Genomic DNA, 20,353 nt, shown 5'->3' with positions numbered 1-20,353 from the left:
ATCTCGCTCTTCGTCCACGGACGATCCGATAGGTCTACTTGTCGGCAAGTCCCGTTGCCTCTGCCAAATATTCGCGTGAGTCTCGAAATGTTTGCGCAACACCGCGTCCGGCGATGGCTTGGTACCGACTGAGCCGGTCGTCATCGAGAGCTTCTAGGACGGTACTGGAATCCGCGTGCATCCAACCACCGTCTCGAACCAGTTCGTGGGCGCGTTTGCTGGGTAGCGCCGAAATACCCTCGACCCTGATCCCATTCGGATCGGTCGACGCCGCGATGTAATAGGCCTTCTTGCCGGGGTACCCGGCCTTGACCTTCTCGCGCAACCGGAAGACGGCATCGGCCGCGTCGTCGATGGCCGATGCCTGTTCGTCGGAGCCCGATTCGGCGGCAGAGATTCGCGCGATCTCTCCATCGAGCGCGGAAAGCAAAGTGGCGAGGTACTCGAGATCGCTCATGGACCCATGATGCCCTAGATCAGTGATCCCTCGGACCAACACCCGACCGCAGGATGTCGGCGCCTGTACAGCTCGGGCTCAACCTGAGCAAGCGCACAGTCCAGATGCCTACCGGCGATGTCATGGACCGCTAATGAGGCGGAGATCCCCGAACGGTTGCCCGCACCACCTGCAACTTCCACCGATGTAGTCGTGCCCGTCTTCGACCTGCAATGTGTCGGGCTGACAAGATTTGAACCTGCGACCACTTGACCCCCAGCTGGATCGACCGTTACATCGATGGACCCACCCGGACGCAACACACAGCTGCTGACCAGGCGCTCTCGCCCGGATCGGTCCAGGTCAATCCGCCCTCGGTCGAACCGAGTAGGGACACGCTCGAACATCGATTGCTCCATGCGAATCCACCGAAGGCCCCACGCACCACACCGATACACCGCTGCGAAAGGTGTCCGAACCACCGACCCGACACGGCCTCGTACCCAGACAGCGAGGACACCCCGCTGAAGGGACGACGCTACAACCTACGCGTCCAGCCTCCGAGCTCTGGTTGAGGCCGATCGCTCGAAAGCTCGGGCGCGATCGGGAAGAACGGAGCAGACTCCCTATCGGATCAGTTGCAGCTGGAACGGACGTGCTGTCGTGGGCGATCGACATCGTGAGGACAACCTGGGGCCCGATCACGTTTCGGGGATCGAGACGCCGAACGCATCGATAGGCATCACCCGATACTTCATCGACACCGGGCGGCTCGAATGGGATGCCCGTGCCGCCGACATCTTCGAGGCGGGCCTCGATCCCCGGCCTGCAATCGAGATCTGGCACGAACGTGTGCACCCGGACGACGCGCACCTGCTGGTCCAACTCTACGAGGACGCAAGCGCCGACGTCGGTGCGGAGTGTATTTACCGGGTTGTTCTCTCCGACGGCACCGTTCGCCACATTCTCACTCGAAGTGTCGCCGTGGAAACCGCGCCCGATGGCCATCCGACGGTTCTGACCGGAGTGGTTTCACAGGTCCGACCGCTCATCGATACGAGCGAACGCCTCGGTACAGTTCTGGACTCCGTCTCGCTGAGCTTCGCGATTCTCGACCGCGACATGATCATCCGTTACGTCAACACGCAGACCGAACGGCACCTCGGCATCGCCCGGGATCAGCTCATCGGACGACATCTGCACGACGCGCTCCCCGATACCCAGGGCTCCTACTTCGACAACCTTCACCGCGACGCGTTGCTCACCTGCGGCGAGGTCAGCATCGAAGCACCCGCACTCTTTCGCCCCGACACGATCATGGAGGTGACCGCCAACTACGTCGAGGACGTTGTCGCAGTCAGTTTCCGCAACATCACCGATGCAGTTCACAGAGCCACACGATTACTCGACGCATACCGAGAACTTCTCGCCAAATCCCGACTCGACGACCTCACAGGAGTGCTGAACCGATCTGCTCTGTTCGAACGAATCGAGAGGGTCAGCGCCGAAATATCGCTCCCCACAGCAATATTGTTCATCGACGTCGACAACTTCAAGACCATCAACGACACCCACGGCCATCTCGTCGGCGATCACGTTCTACGCATCACCGCCGCCCGACTCGCCGACCTGTGCAATTCCAACACTGTCCTCGGCCGGATCGGGGGCGACGAATTCGTCATAGCGATGTTCGACGATGACGAACCTCTGACGACGAACGAGCCCGAACAACTCCGCCGACGACTACGCCGTGCAGCCCGCGCACCCATCGACTTGAACGACTCCACCCTCTCGATCGAATTGAGCGTCGGAATCGCACACAACACAGGCGAGTCGACTCTCGAGGACATGCTCACCCGAGCCGACCTCGCTCTGTACGAACACAAAACCAACATTTCCCGCATCGACGTCCCTCGCCGGACAAAGCATCAGCACTGACCGCTGACGGAACCGGATCGAACCCCTGCGGCAGCGCTACAGCGGATCTGGACGAAACAAGAACCGGAGCCACCGATTCGTCCGAGCTGCAGCTCGACACGGACCCCTATGGACCCAGTAGCTCCACGAGGAGCAACCAGCTGAACAAAGTGGCTCCGTCCGCTCAGGTCCATTCGCTCAACACACGCAGATTATTGGACGCCAGTGGATCCAGCAGAACACCGCCTCAGCGCCGAGTTCGACTGTGAGATTAACGAGCAGTGACACTTCCGCGGTACTCAGAACAGAAAAGGCGGCTCCGGATTTCTCCGAAACCGCCTGTGACCTGCATCCATCTGTGTCGGGCTGACAGGATTTGAACCTGCGACCACTTGACCCCCAGTCAAGTGCGCTACCAAGCTGCGCCACAGCCCGCCGCGCCTCGAAAGGCGCTTGCTGAGATTACCCCAGCCCCACCCCTGAGAGGAAATCGCCTGCTCAGGGGCGGTACCGGACTACGTCAGCGGTTGTTGCCCTTGCCCGGCCGTTCCCGCTTCTCGCGGATACGCACCGACACTCGCACGGGGCTGCCGTCGAAGTTGAACTCCTCACGCAGACGCCGCTCGATGAATCGGCGATAGCCGGCCTCGAGGAAGCCCGTGGTGAACAGCACGAACGTCGGCGGCCGCGTGCTGGCCTGCGTTGCGAACATGATGCGCGGCAGACGTCCGCCACGCATCGGCGGCGGTGTGGCCGCCACGACTTCCTTGAGCCACGTGTTGAGGCGTCCGGTGGGCACTCGCTTGTCCCACGACTCCAGAGCCGTCTCGAGTGCAGGTACGAGCTTCTGTACCGCACGGCCCGTCTGTGCCGAGATGTTCACACGCTGCGCCCACGGCACCCGAGCGAGATCACGATCGATCTCCTTCTCGAGCTGCTGACGACGATCGTCGTCCACCAGATCCCACTTGTTGAACGCCAACACCAACGCGCGGCCGGCATCGGAGACCATACTCAGCACACGCATGTCCTGCTCCGAGATCACCTGTGAGGCATCGAGAAGCAGAATCGCGACCTCGGCGGCCTCGATGGCGGATTTGGTGCGCAGCGACGCGTAGAACTCGGCACCGCTGGCATGACTGACGCGCTTACGCAGTCCTGCGGTATCGACGAATCGCCAAGTCTTGCCGCCCAATTCGACCAACGAGTCGACAGGATCGACGGTGGTGCCGGCAACATCGTGCACCACCGAGCGCTCATCGCCCGACAGCTTGTTGATCAACGAGGACTTGCCAACGTTCGGCTTACCGACCAGAGCGACACGCCTGGGTCCCCCACCGGGAATTCCCTCACGCGGCGTCTCGGGCAAGGCCTCGAGCACGCGATCGAGCAGATCACCGGTACCGCGCCCGTGGGTGGCCGAGACCGACAGCGGCTCCCCCAGACCCAGTGACCACAGCGCGGCAACCTCGGACTCGGTGCGGCCGTCGTCGACTTTGTTGGCCACCAACAGAACCGGAGTCTTCGAGCGACGCAGTACTCGCGCCACTGCCTCGTCCGTCGTCGTCGAACCGACTCGCGCGTCGACGACCAACAGGATCGCGTCGGCGGTGTTCATCGCCAACTCGGCCTGGCGCGCAACGGATTGCTGCAGACCCTTCGCGTCGGGTTCCCAACCGCCGGTGTCCTGCACCAGGAAGCGTCGACCACTCCAGTTCGCCTCGTACGACACCCGGTCGCGGGTGACGCCTGGGACGTCCTCGACCACTGCTTCGCGTCGTCCGATGATGCGGTTGACGAGCGTCGACTTACCGACGTTCGGTCGGCCCACCACGGCGAGAGTCGGTACCGCTACGGCATCTTCGCCGTCTTCACCTTCGTTGAGGTCGACGTACTCCCACTCGCCCTCGTCACTCCATGTTCCGTCGCCCGCGGTTTCCGCTGCGCCGGAGAAGAATTCTTCACTCACTGGACTGCTCCACTTCTGTCGTTCACCACGAGCAGCAAACGCTCGATCACGCCGTCGAGATCCAGCTCGCTGGTATCGACGATCACCGAATCCTCGGCGGGACGAAGCGGTGACACTGCTCTCGTCGAATCTGCGTGATCGCGGCGTTGCACGTCCGCGAGCACGGATTCGTAGTCGTCGTCGCGACCATGTTCGATGTTCTGTTTGTTGCGACGCTGTGCCCGCGCTTCCGGTGAGGCAGTCAGGAACACCTTCACGTCGGCGTCGGGAAGAACGACGGTGCCGATGTCGCGTCCCTCCACCACGATTCGCGTCGACGAACTCGCAAGGTCGCGCTGCATCTGCACCAAGAGCTCGCGCACCGCAGGCACTGCGGACACGGCCGAGACGGCCTTGGTGACCGCATCGCCGCGGATTTCGCCGCTGACGTCCTCACCGTCGAGCAGAACGGTCTCGGACAGCGGGTCCTTGCCGATCTCGAGGGGAAGTGCTGCAACAGCTTTCGCGACAGCGTCTGCATCGGTGGGCTCGACGCCCGAGCGCAGCACCCACACCGTCGCCACGCGGTACATCGCACCGGTGTCGAGGTAGCTTGCTTCGAGTGCCGATGCGAGCCTGCGCGATACCGACGATTTGCCGGTGCCCGAAGGCCCGTCCATCGCCACGACGAGCGCGCTCATCACAGGCCCACGGATTCGTAGAGCTTGCCGATCTCGCCGCGTCCGAGGACACGCAGTGTTCCTGGACGCTGATCGCCGAGCACGATGTTGCCGACATCGGTACGCACGAGACGTCCGACGGGGAAGCCGACCTTGTCGAACAACCGACGCACGATGTGCTTGCGGCCCTCGTGGAGCGTCACCTTGACGAGAGACTTGCCGTCCGAGATGTCGAGCAGCTGGAAGCCGTCGACCTTCACCGGGCCGTCGTCGAGGGTCACGCCTTCACGCAGCTGCTTGCCCAGAGTGCGGGGAATGGTGCCGAACAGCGTCGCGAGGTAGGTCTTGGAGACCTCGAACGACGGGTGCATCAGACGGTGAGCAAGATCACCGTCGTTCGTGAAGAGCAACAGCCCCTCGGTGTCGGCATCGAGGCGTCCGACGTGGAACAGTCGCTGCCCCGCCTGCACGCGCTCGGAGACGATGTCGCCGACGCACGGGCGTCCCAGATCGTCGGACATGGTGCACTGCCATCCACGCGGCTTGTTCATCGCGAGGTGAACGAGCTCTTCCTTCACGACCACGCGAGTGCCGTCGACGCGGACCACAGCGATGTTGGGATCGATGCGGATGCCCTGTTCGGTGACGATGCGTCCGTCGACCTCGACGCGGCCGTCGGCGATCAGTTCCTCGGCGGCACGACGCGATGCGACGCCTGCCTGCGCGAGCACCTTCTGCAACCGAACGCCTTCACCGGCGGGCACGTGCTTGCGCGGTGAGGAATCGGTGTGCTGATGCTTCGCCGGCTTGGCGTTGCTGATCGTGGTCGACGGAACCTGCTTCTTCTGCGGCTTCGGCGGCTTGGGACGCGAGGGCTTCTTGCGAGGAACGGCGTCGTTGCTGCGGTCGTTGATGCCGGTCTCGACAGGCTTGTAATCGAAGGATTCCTGCTCGACGCCCTTGCGCGGGGCCGGCCGGGCTCCTGCACGAGGAGCTCCGGTGCGGGGTGCACCAGCACGGGGTCCCCCGGTACGAGGGGCACCAGCGCGAGGGGCTCCGGTACGGGGAGCGCCGTCACGGGGCGCCGCGTCGCGGGTGCGATCTCCGCGGCGCGCGTCACGCGGAGTGTCCGACCTACCTGCGGTCGGCTTCCTGCGTGGGTCTTGTCTCTTGTTACGGTCCGGTGTGCCATCACGGCGAGCGGGCTTGTTCACTTGTCTTACCTATCAGTCGTCCGAGTCGAGCTCGGCTGCCGGATCGGGTTTCGATCCGCGGTTCTTGGTGGAGCGGGTCGTTCTCGGGTCGGTGTCCATGCTGTCACTGATCTCGTCGATCAGGTCCACACCCGGCAACAGCGGTGCCAGTTCGGGTAGGTCACCGAGCGATGCGAGCCCGAGCCGTTCGAGGAACAACTCGGTGGTGCAGTACATCGTGCCGTTCGTCTCCGGGTCCGTTCCTGCTTCGGAGATCAGTCCACGGGCGAGCAACGTACGCATCACTCCATCGACGTTGACTCCACGTACGGCGCTGACTCGTGCGCGGGTCAACGGTTGACGATATGCGATCACGGCCAGGGTTTCCAATGCCGCGCGTGTGAGCTTGGACCGAGCCCCGTCCAGAAGCAGCCGTTCGACGTACGGCGCATAGGCGGTTCGGGTGTAGAAGCGCCATCCGTCACCGGCGTAGCGAAGGTCTATTCCGCTGGTTCGTTCGGTCAGTGCGGCAGCCATCTCGTTCAGGGTTGCGCGCACGCGCGCTATCGACGCACCCACCGCCGAGGCGAGTTGCTCGTCCGAGGCAGGGGTATCGACGATCAGCAACACAGCTTCCAGAGCCGAGGCGAGGGTGGCGTCGTCGAGCTCCTCGGAATTCTCGCCGTCCTCGAGCTCGAGCTCCGGGTCGACACTCATGCGTAGTCCTCTTCCGTGACCACGATGGGTCCTTCGTCCTTACCGGTCCAACTCACTCGGAGATCGCCGAGCGGCTCGGGCTGCTCGAACGCGATCACCTGTTGGCGGAACAGCTCCAGCAACGCCAGGAATCGCGCGATTATTTCGACCTGCACCTCGCAGTCCTGCACCAACTCCGAGAACGATGCCCACTCGTTGAGGCCTCGGCCCTGCAGATTGTCGAGCAGCCACGCCGCCTGCTCCGGGATCGAGACCGCGTGCTGATGGATGTGATCGAGCCCCACCTGCGGAATCGGTTTGGGTCGAAATGCCGCAGCGGCGATGTCGGCGAATGTGGCCGGGTCGACGCCGAGCAGCACCTCGGGAATCAGATCGGCGTACCTGTCCTCCACCGACACCGATCGCGGATAACGTCGCAGCGCAGCAGCTTCCAGTTCACCGAACAGCAGAGCGACCTGCTTGTAGGCCCGGTATTGAAGTAGCCGGGCGAACAGTAGATCTCGAACTTCGAGCAGCGCAAGATCCTCGGCGTCCTCCACGTCGCCCGAGGGCAGCAACCGTGCTGCCTTGAGGTCGAGCAGCGTCGCGGCAACGACGAGGAATTCCGTCGTCTGGTCGAGGCCGACATCGGCACCGAGCGACTTGGTGAACGAGATGAAATCGTCGGTGACGGTGTGCAACGCCACTTCGGTGACGTCCATTCGATGCTGACTGATCAACGACAGCAGCAGATCGAACGGACCCTCGAAGTTGAGCAACCGCACCCGGAATTTCGACGGATCCGCGTCGGCCGGAACCTCGATCGGGGCCTCGTCGGCAGCGTCGACGGTCACGGACCCGACCGGTAGATCACCTCGCGCGCGAGGGCGCGGTACGCCTGTGCGCCGCCGGATTTCGGAGCCCACGTGGTGATCGGCTCACCGGCCACACTGGTTTCCGGGAATCGGACGGTACGGGTGATCACCGTGTCGTAGACGACGTCGCCGAACACCTCGACCACTCGCGTCATCACCTCACGCGAGTGCAATGTGCGGGCGTCGAACATCGTCACCACGATGCCGGCCAACGTGAGCCTCGGGTTGAGCCGATCGCGCACCTTCTCGACGGTGTCGTTCAACAACGCCAGTCCGCGCAGACTGAAGTACTCGCACTCCATGGGGATCAGCACTTCGTCGGCACACGTGAGCGCGTTGACCGTCAACAGACCGAGCGACGGCTGGCAATCGATGAGGACGTAGTCGTAGCGATCGAGAATCGGATGCAGCACCCGCCCGAGTGTCTGCTCCCGGCCGACCTCGGTGACCAACTGAATCTCGGCTGCGGAGAGATCGATGTTGCTGGGCATCAGATCGAGGTTCTCGACGCGAGTGCGCATGATGATGTCGTCGGCGGAGACCTTCGCTTCGACGAGGAGATTGTAAACCGTCAGATCGAGCTCGTGATGTGCGACGCCCAATCCCGCGGACAGTGCGCCCTGCGGGTCGAGATCCACGAGCAGCACGCGGCGGCCGTAGCCGGCCAACGAGGCACCGAGATTGATGGTCGACGTCGTCTTGCCGACGCCACCCTTCTGGTTGCACATCGCGATGATCTTGGCCGGGCCGTGACTGGCCAGCGGTTGCGGATCGGGGACGGCCCTGGTCTTGCGACCGGTGGGCCCGAGCTCGTTCGGCGCGGGAATGATGTCGTGTGTCTCCCGACTGGATTCCGGTTGACGCGTCTGGAACAGGGCACCGTCGAGATGCGGATGATTCAAGCCTGACTCCGCCGCTGGCGGCTGCGGTGTCGACACGTTCCAGCGCTCCCCTGTCCCGTTCGTCTTCGAGTAGTTCACGCAAACGCTACCGCTTGACGCTCGCGCATCGTCACCGGACACGCTGACGCACGACAGCCGGCCTCGTGCTACCGGGCCCGTGGATGCGCTCCTGCCCACACTTCGCGCAGAGTGTTGACGGTGACGAGAGTGTAGATCTGCGTCGTCGTCACCGACGCATGACCCAACAGCTCCTGCACGACGCGGACGTCGGCGCCGCCGTCCAGCAGGTGAGTGGCGAAAGAATGCCGAAGGACGTGCGGTGATACCCCCGCGGTGATCCCGGCCCGCACGGCCGAATCCTGCAACACCTGCCACGCACTCTGTCGAGACAACCTGCCGCCCCGAACGTTGAGGAACAGGGCAGGATTCGAGCGGGAGACCAGCCCCGGCCGGCCGCGCACCAGGTAGGCGTCGACGGCCTCGACAGCGGGTCGCCCGACCGGCACGATGCGATGCTTGCCGCCTTTGCCGCGCAGCAGCACCGAGCGAGCCTCGGTGTCGATGTCGTCGACGTCGAGCCCGACTGCCTCGGATATACGAGCCCCGGTGGAATAGAGCAGTTCCAGCAGAGCCCGATCCCGCAGTCCGCGTGGGGCATCGGGACCGGCGATCGACGCCGATTCGAGCAGTGCAACCACTTGATCGACGGGCAGCGACTTCGGCAACCGCTTGGCCGGCTGCGGCGGCTTGACCTCGCTCGCGACGTTGCGCTCGACCATCCCCTCCGCGAGCGCAAACCTGTGCAGACCGCGCACCGCGATCAACGTCCGGGCCGCCGAACTCGCTGCGAGTGCCGGGAATTCGTCGTCACCGCGCCGTAGATAGAGCACGAACTCGGTGATGTCGTTCTCGGCGACCTTCGCCAGATCGGTGAGGCCGTAGCCGCTGAGGAACCGCTCGTACCGCACCAGATCGCGACGGTAGGACGACACCGTGTTCGGTGCCGACCCGCGCTCGACCACCAGATGGTCGAGGTACGTCTGAATCTGCTGGCCGATCACGGTGGCTACTTTCGCGAACTCTTTCGCTTCTCGAAGGCAGTCGGCAGATCCGCCCACGGCGCATCGGCCGAACGCAGTTCGGTACCGGTAGCGCGCGCCGCGGCGAACGCGAGAACGCCCGCGACGGCGGATGCGTTGACGATCTCGCCCGACAGCGCACGACGGACGGCCTCGTCCACCGGAACGTAGGACAGCTCGATGTCGGCTTCCTCGTCGTGTGCCTCGGGCCGATCGACCTCGGTCAGGCCCTGCGCGAGGAAGATCCGCACGGCCTCGTCGGTGAACCCGGGCGAGGCAAGCACATCGACCAGTACCGACCACGTCTGCGCGGCGAGCCCGGTCTCCTCGGCGAGCTCACGCTGAGCCGCAATCACCGGCTGCTCCCCCGGCTCGTCCAGCAGACCGGCGGGCAACTCCCACAATCGACGACCTACGGGATGCCGGTACTGCTCGATCATCACCACACGATCCCGGTCGTCGACGGCCAGGATCCCGACCGCGCCGTGATGCTCGATCACCTCGCGCTCGGCCTGACGACCGTTCGGCATCGCCACCTGGTCGAGCCGGAGCGCGAGAATTGCGCCGGAGTACGGCACCGACGAATCGAGGGTGGTGAACTCGTGCCGAGGCTCGCTCATCCGACGGTCTCGGCGGCGACGTCCGATTCCTCCGTCTGACCCGTATCTCCGTGCACGTCGACCGGCAGACGCTCCGCGGCCTTGTACTTCAGCGCGGCATTGATCAACGACGCGAACAGTGGATGCGGACGGGTGGGCCGGCTCTTGAGCTCCGGATGCGCCTGAGTGGCCACGAAGAACGGGTGCACGGAGGCAGGCAGCTCGACGAACTCGACCAGGTGGCCGTCCGGAGAAGTACCGCTGAACACCAAGCCGCTCTTGGCAATTCGATCCCGGTAGTCGTTGTTGACCTCGTAGCGATGACGGTGACGCTCGGAAACGCTTTCGGTGCCGTACGACGCCGCGACGACCGAACCCTTCTGCAGGGTTGCCGGGTAGGCACCGAGACGCATCGTGCCGCCCAGATCGGCGTCACCGGCGACGGCATCTTCCTGATCGGCCATCGTGGAGATCACCGGATCCTTGGTGTCCGGGTCGAACTCGGCGGAGTTGGCGTCCGTCAGACCGACCGAACGAGCCGCCTCGATGACGACACACTGCAACCCGAGGCACAACCCCAGCAACGGAATCTTGCGCGTACGTGCGAACTCGATGGCCCCGAGCTTGCCCTCGATACCGCGGATACCGAAGCCACCGGGAATGAGCACGGCATCGACATCGCCCAACGCGGCCTGCGCGCCGGCGGGCGTCGAGCACTCGTCGGATGGGACCCACTTGATCTCGACCTTCGCGCGATGAGCGAATCCGCCTGCACGCAGCGCCTCGGTGACCGACAGGTACGCGTCGGGCAGGTCCACGTACTTGCCGACCAGACCGACGCGCACGGTCTCACGCGGCTGGTGAACACGCTCGAGCAATCCACCCCAGATGGTCCAGTCCACATCACGGAACGGCAGACCGAGCTGACGAACGACGTACGCGTCGAGGCCTTCCTTGTGCAGCACCTTGGGAATGTCGTAGATCGACGGCGCGTCGGGCGTGGAGATGCAGCCGTCGACGTCGACGTCGCACATCAGCGCGATCTTGTTCTTCAATCCTGGCGGTACGTCGCGATCGCAGCGCAGGATCAATGCGTCGGGCTGAATACCGATGCTGCGCAGCGCCGCGACGGAGTGCTGGGTGGGTTTGGTCTTGAGTTCACCGGACGGAGCCAGGAACGGAACCAGCGACACGTGCAGAAAGAACACATTGTTTCGGCCGACGTCGTGGCGCACCTGACGCGCGGCTTCGAGGAACGGCTGCGACTCGATATCGCCGACGGTGCCGCCGATTTCGGTGATCACGACGTCCGGCTGATGACCCTGTAGGTCGGGGCCGTTCATCGCGAGAATGCGGCGCTTGATCTCGTCGGTGATGTGCGGGATGACCTGAACGGTGTCGCCCAGATACTCACCGCGGCGTTCCTTGGCGATGACCGTCGAGTAGACCTGGCCGGTGGTGACATTGGCGAAACCGGACAGATCACGGTCGAGGAACCGCTCGTAGTGTCCGACGTCGAGGTCCGTCTCGGAGCCGTCTTCGGTGACGAAGACCTCACCGTGCTGGAACGGGTTCATCGTGCCGGGATCGACGTTGAGGTAAGGATCGAGCTTCTGCATGGTCACGCGCAGTCCGCGTGCGGTCAGTAGCTGGCCGAGGCTCGATGCCGTCAGGCCTTTTCCGAGCGAGGAGGCGACGCCCCCGCTGACGAAAATGTGCTTGGTGTCGGAACGCGACTGAAGGCGTGACAATGAGGCTCCCGTGACGAGTCTGCAGGGCTTGCTCCTATCAGGGGGCTGATAAGAGAGGTGAAGCGTGGAAATTGGGCCTGCTACCCACGGGACTTCACGGTAACACCAGTACCTACCTCACCGCCAACGACACGCGCGTTCGTACGACGATCAGCTCGCCGGCGCTCCGACGGTCACGGCGTTGGCATTGGCTCCGGTGCCGTAACGGCCGGACGCGCCGTCCAGCTGCTCCGCCAAGGCGAGAACGGTGGTGATCCGTCCTGCTTCACGGTCGACGTTGTCGACCGTGCTGAGAGCGGACGACAGCGCCGAATCTGCTCGCACGACAGCGATGGAACCGTTGCCCTCGGCCGCACCGGAGCGACCGGCCAGTACCGCGCCTGCACCACGTGAATCGAGGGCTCCCGCGAAGCGGGCGACGATGGCCCCGCGATTGCCGTCCTCCACGTCCGAGGTACCGGAACCGGTGACGACCACAGCCAACTGTGCGGGTGCGACGGCACCGTTGTCGTACGCGATGAACCCGCCGCTGCGCAGCGTCTCCAGTGCCAGCGAGAGCTCCTCGGGAGTCGACTGCGGCTGGGCGGTCTCGGCGTTCAGCAGCAACACCGAACCCAGCAGGTCCCCCGCAAGACTGCCCTGGTCCACCGCGCCGGTGCGCAACTGCACGCCGGCCGGAATGACGTTGGTCAAACGCGTCCGAAGATCGTCGCCGTTCGCAGCGGAGACGAACGAATCGGTCAGCGACACCCGACCGGTGACGGTGGCGCCCGAGGCTCCGATCGACCGCGTGACTCCGTCCACGTCCCCGGGGTCGGCGTCCGGGGTGGTGATCACCACGACGCTGCGATCGACCAACGTATCCCGCAACACTCGGCCCGAAACCGCGGCGTCGAAGCCGTCGGCCGAGTTGAGCTGCTCACCCAGGCGATTGTTGGTCGCCTCCAGATCGTCCACCTGAGTTTCGAGGCCGGTCTTGTCGTCTCGAAGGCCCGACACCAGACCGCTCGAGAGCAGACCCGAACCGAGCACGATGCCGATGGCCAGGGCCACGAAGACCGCTGCCAGCGAAATGGCATGTTGGCGAAGCGAAATCACGAAAGCAACCCCTGGAACCACAGAGCGAACCGGTTCCACAGATCGATTGCCCAATCCAACGCTTCACCGCCGATGTTGGACACGGCCAACGCCACGATCACGGCAACGAGCGCCGCCAGAATCAACAGCGCGATCGCACCGCCGGACACACGGCTGCGGTACAGCGTCGCAACAGCTTTGGCGTCGACCAACTTGGCACCGACCTTCAGACGCGTCATGAATGCGGCCGGATTGGTGTTGCGTCGACCACGATCGAAGAACTCGTCCAGGCTGGCCGGGCTACCCACCGACACGATGAGCGAGGCCCCGTGATGATCGGCCAACAACAGCGCGAGGTCGCCAGCGGCACCGGTGGCCGGGAACGTCATGGCACCGATACCGAGATCCTGAATGCGCTCGAGACCCTGCGCGTGTCCGTCCGAATCCGCCGGAAGCACAACCTCTGCACCGCATTTGAGCGTCTGCGCAGTGACGTCCTCGGGATCGCCGACGATGAGGTCGGGGCGATGGCCCGCCTTCATCGCGGTGTCGGCACCCGCACCGACGCCGATGATGACGGGCGAGTACTCCTTGATGAACGGCTTGAGATTCTTCAGATCCTCGGCGTGACCGGGTCCGTCTGCGACGATGACCACGTGACGGCCCTCGAGGTCGATGTCGATGTCCGGCACGCCGACTCCGTCGATGAGCAACGGACTCTCGGTTCGGATGAACTCGATCGTGTTGCCCGAGAACGCTTCGAGATGGTCGACCAGGCCCGTCTTGGCCTCGATCATCTTGTCGGAGATCTCGGCTTCGCTCTGCTCCTCGCCCTTGGCGAGACGACGATCGCCGGTGTAGACGCCGCCGTCGTTGAGGCGGATCTTGGTGCCGTCCTTGATCTTCTTGAAGACTTCGGTGCCGGCCGAGTCGATCAAGGTGATTCCGTTGGCGACGATGACCTCGGGACCGAGGTTGGGATAGCGCCCGGAGATCGACGGCGACGCGTTGACCACCGCCAGCACCCCCGCCTCGACGAGCGCATCTGCGGTCAGGCGATCGAGGTCGAGCTCGTCGAGCACGACGATGTCGCCCGGGCCGACCCGTTTGAGGAGCTTGGCCGTGTTGCGATCGACTCGCGCGATACCGGTGATTCCGGGCAGCGAATCCTGACTACGTGACAGCAGAGCCGACATCTTCATGAGGACCATGATGACCCGATCGACACGCCCGGCGACGGAGGCGCGCCGAAACAACTACCACACTGATCACATCAGCACCAAAAGTTACAACGCGGCTCGATCGGCGTTTGCCGTGGCCAGCAGCTCCTCGGCATGCGCACGTCCGGTCTCCGTGTCGTCCAGCCCCGCGAGCATTCTCGCGAGCTCGACGACCCGCTCCGACGACGACAACGTTCTGACGCCGCTGTTCGCCGCGCCCTTCTTGGCGTCGGTCTTGTCGACCACCAGGTGGGTATCGGCGAACGCAGCGACCTGCGGCAAGTGGGTGACCACGATGACCTGGTGTGTGCGAGCCAACCGGCCGAGTCGACGCCCGACCTCGACGGCCGCGCGACCACCGACTCCGGCGTCGACCTCGTCGAAGACCATCGTCGCACCCTTGTCCGAGCCCGCCAGCACCACTTCCAGTGCCAACATCACCCGCGAGAGCTCACCGCCCGATGCACTCTTGCTGATCGGAAGCGCCTGGGCACCGTCGTGCGCGGACAGACGAAACTCGACCTCGTCGACGCCGTTGCTGCCCGCATGCAATTCGGTGCCGTCGACGACGATCGGGGCAGTGTCGGACGGTCCGGCGGGAAGTGCGCGAACATCGATCTGCAGCTTGGCTTTTCCCATCGCCAGGCCCGCCAGCTCGACGCTGACCGCCTTCGAGAGCTTTACGGCGGCCTTCGCTCGAGCCGCACTGAGCGTCGACGCAGCCGCGGCGACGTCGATCGCAGCCGCGTCGACCTTGGCGCTCAACTCGGCGAGCGCATCGGCCGAGGTGTCGATGTGCGAGAGTCGCTCACGGGCGTCCTCCGCCCACGCGATGACACCGTCTACATCGGCGGCGTACTTACGCGTCAACGACTTCAGCTCGGCCTGCCGGTTCAGGATCGTGTCGAGGGCACCCGGATCGGACGGCAGATCCGTCAAGTACGAGGTGAGGTCTGCCCCGATGTCGCCCACGATCGCCATCGCGTCGTTCAGTCGCGGCAACAGCTCGGTCAGTGCTGCGTCCTCGGCATGTTCGAGGCGAGAGCGAGCCTCGCCCAGCAGGTACAGCGCGGACGCCGTGTCCGACGCCTCCTCGGTACTCCCGACGAGTGCTGCCGAGGCACCTTCCGCGGTCTCACGCAGCGAATCGAGGTCCCCCAGCCGACGCACATCCTCGGCCACGGAGCGATCCTCACCCGGCTCCGGTGCCAGAGAGTCGATCTCCTGCAGGCCGAACTGCAGCCGATCGGCTTCCTGCGCCAGCTCGCGGCTGCGTTCGGTGCGGTCGATCAGCTCGTTGCGCGCGTCGAGCCACGTCTTGCGCGCGGTGCGGTACTTCGACACCAGGGACGCCACCGCGTCCCCGGCGAATCTGTCCAGCGCGCCGAGTTGCTGATCGGGACGCAGCAGCCGCAGCTGGTCGTTCTGACCGTGCACGGTCAGCAGCGAGTCGGTGAAGTTCGACAGCACCGATGCGGGCACGCTGCGCCCACCGAGGTGCGCACGCGAGCGACCGTCCGAGTTGACGGTACGCACGGCGATGATCGAATTGTCCTCGTCGCGTTGACCTCCCGAGGACTCGAGCACCTTGTCGACGTCGTCGATCACCTGCTCCGACGCGGTGTCGGTACTGAATCGCCCCTCCACGACAGCACGCTGTGCGCCGAGCCGAACCCGGCCTGCGTCGGCGCGGGCACCCGACAACAGGTGCAGACTGGTGACCACCATGGTCTTACCCGCACCGGTCTCGCCGGTGAGCACGGTCAGCCCCTCGTGAAACTGTGCGCTGGCACCGGAAATGACTCCAAGGCTGTCGATCCGAATCTCTTCGAGCATTCCTACCTCGCTCTCCCCCGCCACCCGGTAACGGGCAGTTCGAATTTCTTGACCATGCGATCGGCGAACGGTGCCGAATCGAGTCGAACCCATTTGATCGGTGACGCTCCCCGCACCACCTCGACGCGAGCACCTGCCGGCAGGCTCAGTGTGCGCCTGCCATCGCAGAATACGAATCCTGCGTGTCCACCCGCATCGATCTCGACCGCGATGATCGACTCGGGGCTGGTGACGAGCGGCCGCGCGAACAAAGCGTGCGCGTTGCTCGGAATGACCAATATCGCTTCGAGTTCCGGCCAGACCACAGGCCCACCAGCCGAGAACGCGTAGGCCGTCGAGCCCGTCGGCGTCGAGATCAGAACGCCGTCGCACCCGAATGCGGACACCGGGCGCCCATCGACTTCGAGCACGACCTCGAGCACCCCGAGCCGCGACCCGTTCTCGATGCTCGCTTCGTTCAGTGCCCAGCCCCGATCGACCACCTGATCGCCCACGCGAATCGCAATGTCCAACGTCATGCGTTGTTCGATGCGGTAATCCCCGGCGATGACGCGGGCGAGGGCACCTTCGAGATGGTCGGCCTCGGCCTCGGCCAGGAACCCGACGTGCCCGAGGTTGATGCCGAGCACCGGTATCGAGGCCGCTTGCGCGAGCTCGGCTGCGCGCAGGAAGGTCCCGTCACCTCCGAGCACGAGGACCATCTCGCAGCCGGCGGCTGCGTCCGGTCCGAACTCGACGACGTTGAGCTTCATGTCCGCGACGAACACATGGTCGTGTTCCTCCGTATCGGAGGCTTCGATCTTCGATGGCTCGACCTCGTCGACGAGCACACGAAGGCAGATGCCCGCTTCGTCGAAGACCTTGCCCACCCGACGCGCGGTTTCGGCGATGTCCGGTCGACCTGGATGGGCGACGAGAAGAATCTCTCGAGTCGACTCCCGTTCCGGTACTGACTGGGACGGAGTCACTGTGGTCCTTCCTCGATCGCGAGCCGGACGAGTTCCGTGATGTCGGCGCGTGGCGAGTCCTCGCCCACACCTGCCCTCAGCCACAAAAAGTACTCGACATTGCCCGACGGCCCCGGCAGTGGGCTTGCCGCCACAGCTTGCACCGTGAGATTCGAGGCGACGGCCGCCTTCGCCACGTCCTCGACGGCCTCGGCGCGCAGCGCAGGATCGCGCACCACACCTCCGGAACCCACTCGATCCTTGCCGACCTCGAACTGTGGCTTGACCATCAACACCATGTCGGTACCCGACTTCGAGCAGGCAACGAATGCGGGAAGAACGAGCTTGAGCGAGATGAACGACAGGTCTGCGACGATCACGTCCACCGGTCCACCGATCGTCTCCGCATCGATCGACCGAACGTTGGTGCGGTCGATGACATGAACGCGGTCGTCGGATTGCAGACGCCACACCAGCTGCCCGTATCCCACGTCGACGGCGACCACTTCACGCACACCTCGACTGAGAAGCACGTCGGTGAAGCCACCGGTGGATGCACCGGCGTCCAGACAACGTGCACGCTCGACGGTCAGCCCGAGCGGCTCGAATGCGTCGAGAGCGCCGAGCAATTTGTGCGCGCCGCGGGAGGCCCACGAGACCTCGTTGTCTTCTTCGGCCACCAGAAGCGGTGTGCCCGGTTCCACCGCGGTCGCGGGCTTCGAGGCCACCGTCCCGGCGATCTTCACCCGGCCCGCTTCGATCAGCTCCGAAGCGTGCTCGCGAGATCGGGCGAGTCCACGACGAACCAGCTCGGCGTCGACCCGTGCGCGACGAGCCACGTCAGGTCTTGTCGACGGTGGTCAGGGCGCGCACGAGTACCTCGTGCGCGCGGTCGAGCAGACTCGCGTCGCGCGCAAGGGCGTCGGAATCCACAGCCTCGGATTCCTCGTGAGAAGTCGACTCGATCGTGAGTTGATTCAGCAGCGAGGTAACTTCGGTGCGAACAGTGTCCGGATCTGCAGACGACTCATCGCCTGCACCGCTCGGCCGGTGCTGTCCTGGTAGTGGAATAGACGCGCTCATCGCCTCTCACGCTATCGGATGGGTCCGACGTACGCCCGATCGCCGCCGCTCTCGGAACACTGCTGTCGAACGCGGTATCAGCACCCGAGCAGCGAACGCAGATCGCCGAGTCCATCCCCCTCGAAGCGAATATCCGAGAAGGCCGAGCCGGACCAGGCGACGTGCAGTGTGGCAAGCGCACCCTCGAACGCATCGGGCGTACCGTCCCCGCCGTACTGCACCGAGAGCACCTCGTCGTCGATGGCGACCGTCCAACCGGTCTTGCTGCCGACGCTCGACGCCACTTCGTCCTTGTTCAGGACTCCGAGATCGAGGCCGATGTGAGTGGGGCGCAGATGCCGAGGCGCATGCAGCAACTCTGCAGCGGTACTGACGCCGGTCAACACCAGCAGCGACGGCAGACCGATTTCGTTCGCACCAGCGATGTCGGTGTCGAGCCTGTCTCCGACGACCAGGGCCGCGCGTGCTCCGCTGCGCTCGATGGCGTCGTGCATGATCGGGGCGGCCGGCTTGCCTGCCACGATGGGCTCGATATCGGTGGCGTTGCGAACCGCCGCGACCATCGAGCCGTTCCCCAACACGAGTCCTCGCTCGGTCGGCAAGGTGGCGTCGATGTTCGTAGCCACCCACAGCGCACCCGCCCGGATGGCGAGGACAGCCTCGGCAAGCATCTTCCAGTCTGTATCGACGGAGTGCCCCTGCACCACGGCCACGGGATCGTCGTCGGCAGACCTGACCGGTTCCAGACCGACCTTGGTGATCTCGTTCGCCAATGCGTCGGTGCCGACGACGAGCACCCGTGAGCCCGAGTCCACCTTGCCCGCGAGTACCCGAGCGGCCGCCTCGGAACTGGTGACGACGAACTCTGCTGAGGTAGCGAAGCCGAGACTACCTAGATGTTCGGCGACGTCCTCGGGAGCACGACTGGCATTGTTGGTGACGAAGTACTGCTTCTCGGCCCCACCCGACAATGCTTCGACTGCACCGGGAATGGGATCCTTGCCCGCGTAGACGGTGCCGTCGAGGTCGAGCAGCAGAACGTCGTGGGCGTCGCGTAGCAACGTCACTGACTGCCTCCGGACAGCTCCTCGACCCGCTCTTCGGCGTCGGTCTCACCATCGACATCGGCCGCAGCAGCGTTGAGGAACCATTTCACACCTTCATCGACGCGACCTGCAGCAACCAGCGCATCGGCGTAGACGTAGAACAGGCGCGCGGCAGCGGTTCCGGATCGCGACGCGTCGAGGTCCGGGGTCTGCAGCGTGACGACGGCCTGGTCGTACTGGTTCAGGTCCATCCGCGCACCTGCCACGACGATCCGAAGCTCCGACGCTTCCTCACCGGTCAGCTCACGCGCCTCGTCGCTGCGACCGAGTTCGATAGCGCGCTCGGGACGTCCCAGTCCGCGCTCGCAGTCGGCCATCACAGCGATCAGACCCGGCCCGCCTGCCATGCGTCGGGCAGCGCGAAGCTCGGACAACGCTTCGGCCCACTCACCAGCGTGGTACGCCGCGATACCTGCGGTCTCACGGACTACAGCGATACGACCGGCACGCTGACGAGCAGCGCGCGCGTGCAGTAGCGCCAACTGCGGATCGTCGTCGAGCAGTCTGCTGGTCATCACGAGGTGACGGGCCACAGCAGTGGCATTGTTCTTGTCCAAGCTCAACAGATCTCGGCGCACTGCCGGCTCGAGCTGCCCGGCTTCGACCTCGTCGGGCAGATCCGGTTCATCCGGACGCGGCGGTCGACGGTCCGACGATGCGCTGTTTCCGCGCCGATCTCCGGAGAATCCACCTTCACCGCCGCGCCTGCGAGGAGGACCGTCCGAGCGACGCGGGTCTCCGCGGCGGTCCTGAGCGCGGGGGTTGCGGTCTCGGGACTCGCTCGGGCGGTTGCCGCCGTCCCCTCGGGAGGGGCGACGATCGTTGTTGTCTTCCGACACGGGCGTCCTTTCGGATTTCGGTACAAACGCAAAAAGGGGACCCACCAGGTGGGTCCCCTTCTTACAACGGGTGTTCGGCGGTGTCCTACTCTCCCACACCCTGTCGAGTGCAGTACCATCGGCGCTGGAGGGCTTAGCTTCCGGGTTCGGAATGGGACCGGGCGTTTCC

Annotated in this window: 19 protein-coding genes, 1 tRNA gene and 1 rRNA gene; 1 reads left to right on the top strand and 20 read right to left on the bottom strand. The window is 64.7% G+C overall.

Features of this window, described 5'->3' with window-relative positions; translation table 11 throughout:
- Positions 1-34: 34 nt before the first annotated feature.
- A complete protein-coding gene (locus tag CH249_RS21055; protein WP_094682729.1) occupies positions 35-457 on the bottom strand; it encodes a phosphate acetyltransferase in 423 nt (140 codons plus the stop codon).
- Positions 458-1,099: 642 nt separating this feature from the next.
- Between CH249_RS21055 and CH249_RS21050 the strand changes: the two genes are divergently transcribed.
- On the top strand, positions 1,100-2,374 hold the full coding sequence (locus tag CH249_RS21050; RefSeq protein ID WP_094682728.1) for a diguanylate cyclase: 1,275 nt from the start codon (positions 1,100-1,102) through the stop codon (positions 2,372-2,374).
- A 340-nt stretch (positions 2,375-2,714) separates the two neighbouring features.
- On the opposite strand, the gene CH249_RS21045 is transcribed toward CH249_RS21050, so the two are convergent.
- The 19 genes from CH249_RS21045 to rrf all read right to left on the bottom strand — a co-directional run.
- Positions 2,715-2,788, bottom strand: a tRNA-Pro gene (locus CH249_RS21045).
- Positions 2,789-2,873: 85 nt separating this feature from the next.
- Positions 2,874-4,322 (bottom strand): ribosome biogenesis GTPase Der, encoded by a 1,449-nt coding sequence (gene der / locus CH249_RS21040; protein WP_032398188.1) that lies wholly within the window; start codon positions 4,320-4,322, stop codon positions 2,874-2,876.
- Positions 4,319-5,002, bottom strand: coding sequence for a (d)CMP kinase (gene cmk, locus CH249_RS21035; RefSeq protein WP_094682727.1), 684 nt, complete (start codon positions 5,000-5,002; stop codon positions 4,319-4,321). The genes der and cmk overlap by 4 nt, the downstream gene beginning before the upstream one ends.
- Positions 5,002-6,195, bottom strand: coding sequence for a pseudouridine synthase (locus CH249_RS21030; protein ID WP_082073686.1), 1,194 nt, complete (start codon positions 6,193-6,195; stop codon positions 5,002-5,004). Before CH249_RS21030 ends, cmk begins: the two co-directional genes overlap by 1 nt.
- 12 nt (positions 6,196-6,207) lie before the next feature.
- Positions 6,208-6,891, bottom strand: a complete 684-nt coding sequence (gene scpB / locus CH249_RS21025; RefSeq protein WP_094682726.1) for an SMC-Scp complex subunit ScpB — start codon at positions 6,889-6,891, stop codon at positions 6,208-6,210.
- On the bottom strand, positions 6,888-7,724 hold the full coding sequence (locus tag CH249_RS21020; protein ID WP_032398191.1) for a ScpA family protein: 837 nt from the start codon (positions 7,722-7,724) through the stop codon (positions 6,888-6,890). The genes scpB and CH249_RS21020 overlap by 4 nt, the downstream gene beginning before the upstream one ends.
- Positions 7,721-8,647 carry a ParA family protein gene (locus CH249_RS21015; RefSeq protein WP_371828399.1) on the bottom strand — a complete coding sequence of 309 codons (927 nt, stop codon included), beginning with the start codon at positions 8,645-8,647 and terminating at the stop codon, positions 7,721-7,723. Before CH249_RS21015 ends, CH249_RS21020 begins: the two co-directional genes overlap by 4 nt.
- Positions 8,648-8,793: 146 nt before the next feature.
- On the bottom strand, positions 8,794-9,708 hold the full coding sequence (gene xerD, locus CH249_RS21010; RefSeq protein ID WP_094682725.1) for a site-specific tyrosine recombinase XerD: 915 nt from the start codon (positions 9,706-9,708) through the stop codon (positions 8,794-8,796).
- A 5-nt stretch (positions 9,709-9,713) separates the two neighbouring features.
- Positions 9,714-10,346 (bottom strand): NUDIX hydrolase, encoded by a 633-nt coding sequence (locus tag CH249_RS21005; RefSeq protein WP_045195022.1) that lies wholly within the window; start codon positions 10,344-10,346, stop codon positions 9,714-9,716.
- The gene (locus tag CH249_RS21000) at positions 10,343-12,076 is read right to left on the bottom strand and encodes a CTP synthase (RefSeq protein WP_032398195.1); all 1,734 of its coding nucleotides are present in this window, start codon (positions 12,074-12,076) and stop codon (positions 10,343-10,345) included. The genes CH249_RS21005 and CH249_RS21000 overlap by 4 nt, the downstream gene beginning before the upstream one ends.
- Positions 12,077-12,226: 150 nt before the next feature.
- Positions 12,227-13,174, bottom strand: a complete 948-nt coding sequence (locus CH249_RS20995) for a copper transporter (protein WP_032398509.1) — start codon at positions 13,172-13,174, stop codon at positions 12,227-12,229.
- The gene (gene steA, locus CH249_RS20990) at positions 13,171-14,355 is read right to left on the bottom strand and encodes a putative cytokinetic ring protein SteA (protein ID WP_094682909.1); all 1,185 of its coding nucleotides are present in this window, start codon (positions 14,353-14,355) and stop codon (positions 13,171-13,173) included. Before steA ends, CH249_RS20995 begins: the two co-directional genes overlap by 4 nt.
- An 84-nt stretch (positions 14,356-14,439) precedes the next feature.
- A complete protein-coding gene (gene recN / locus CH249_RS20985; RefSeq protein WP_179274310.1) occupies positions 14,440-16,209 on the bottom strand; it encodes a DNA repair protein RecN in 1,770 nt (589 codons plus the stop codon).
- Positions 16,210-16,211: 2 nt separating this feature from the next.
- Positions 16,212-17,177 (bottom strand): NAD kinase, encoded by a 966-nt coding sequence (locus tag CH249_RS20980; protein ID WP_032398196.1) that lies wholly within the window; start codon positions 17,175-17,177, stop codon positions 16,212-16,214.
- Positions 17,174-17,995, bottom strand: coding sequence for a TlyA family RNA methyltransferase (locus CH249_RS20975; protein ID WP_032398197.1), 822 nt, complete (start codon positions 17,993-17,995; stop codon positions 17,174-17,176). The genes CH249_RS20980 and CH249_RS20975 overlap by 4 nt, the downstream gene beginning before the upstream one ends.
- A 1-nt stretch (position 17,996) precedes the next feature.
- A complete protein-coding gene (locus CH249_RS20970; protein ID WP_032398198.1) occupies positions 17,997-18,239 on the bottom strand; it encodes a hypothetical protein in 243 nt (80 codons plus the stop codon).
- Positions 18,240-18,316: 77 nt separating this feature from the next.
- On the bottom strand, positions 18,317-19,306 hold the full coding sequence (locus CH249_RS28240) for an HAD-IIA family hydrolase (RefSeq protein WP_094682724.1): 990 nt from the start codon (positions 19,304-19,306) through the stop codon (positions 18,317-18,319).
- The gene (locus CH249_RS28235) at positions 19,303-20,184 is read right to left on the bottom strand and encodes a hypothetical protein (protein WP_082322671.1); all 882 of its coding nucleotides are present in this window, start codon (positions 20,182-20,184) and stop codon (positions 19,303-19,305) included. Before CH249_RS28235 ends, CH249_RS28240 begins: the two co-directional genes overlap by 4 nt.
- Before the next feature lie 72 nt (positions 20,185-20,256).
- Positions 20,257-20,353 (bottom strand): 5S ribosomal RNA (gene rrf / locus CH249_RS20955); the annotation flags it as partial.

The organism is Rhodococcus sp. 05-2255-3B1, from assembly GCF_002258545.1.
Lineage (GTDB): Bacteria > Actinomycetota > Actinomycetes > Mycobacteriales > Mycobacteriaceae > Rhodococcoides.
Note: the sequence above shows the minus strand (reverse complement) of the source record. Positions and strands in the feature narration are given on the sequence as shown.